The organism is Synechococcus sp. R8-2 (assembly GCF_047461715.1).
GTDB lineage: Bacteria > Cyanobacteriota > Cyanobacteriia > Thermostichales > Thermostichaceae > Thermostichus.
This window is the reverse complement of the sequence record NZ_JANSHQ010000548.1, coordinates 1-930: the sequence shown is the minus strand read 5'-3', so window position 1 is coordinate 930 and position 930 is coordinate 1. Positions and strand designations below refer to the sequence as shown.

Sequence of the window (930 nt, the reverse complement as noted above, 5' to 3'; positions counted from 1 at the left end):
ATGCCCGCTCGGATATCTACTCCTTTGGGGTAGTGCTCTACGAGATGCTGACGGGATCCATGCCCTTTCAATTGGAAACTGACTCTTTGCACAGTTGGATCCACGCCCATTGTTACGAAAGCCCAATCGAGATCAACCCGAAGGCAGCCCCCCAGCCGATCCCACCCCCTTTAGCAGCCGTGGTGATGGATTGCCTGAAAAAAAACCCGGACGAACGACCGCAAACGATGCGGGAGCTGGGGGAACGACTGCTGCAAGCCTATGATCTGACGGCAACCACCCAACTCTCTAGTGGCCAAGCCAGCACTGTGATCCTGCCCACCGGCAGCGCTAAGGCTCAACGGGATGCTCCACCCTCTTCTGACCCCAAGCCACCAATCCAAACCACCCGCAATACAGGATCGGCTTCTGGAGCCTTTGAAGATATCCGCGATGAGGATCTGGATCTCATCGAAGATGAGCCGGTCTCTCCCCCTCCTCCAGGTGCAGGGATCCCCTATTACATCACCGAGCGAGAACCCTCCTCAGCAGAAGCTTCGCCGGAAACACCGGATCCCTCTCCCCAAAGTGAGGATGAAACTCCCAAAACGCCCTCCACAGTGATCCCAGCCAGCAACGCTCTCCCGACCGTTCAGGATCCCCCCGTCGCTCGCCCTGCCACGCCGGCACGAACCGATACTCCCCGCACTCGCCCTCTGCGGCAAGCTGCCCCCCAAACGGTTCTGCAACCTTCCGGCAGCAGTCTGAAGTGGGTTTTGGCCGGGGGATCCCTAGGCGTCATGGCTCTGCTGGCCGCCTTTTTGCTGTGGCCACGCCCAACGATCCGCGATAGCCGGGAAGAACCGGATCCGATCCCTACCGCTGAAGTAACCCCAACACCTACACTCGAACCTGCTCCCACTCCAACGCCGACACCCACCCCGACTCCAG

Annotated in this window: 1 protein-coding gene; it reads left to right on the top strand. The window is 59.7% G+C overall.

Features of this window, described 5'->3' with window-relative positions:
- Positions 1–930: protein kinase domain-containing protein (locus tag NW819_RS12255; protein ID WP_414413910.1), on the top strand; the 930-nt coding region annotated here is incomplete at both ends.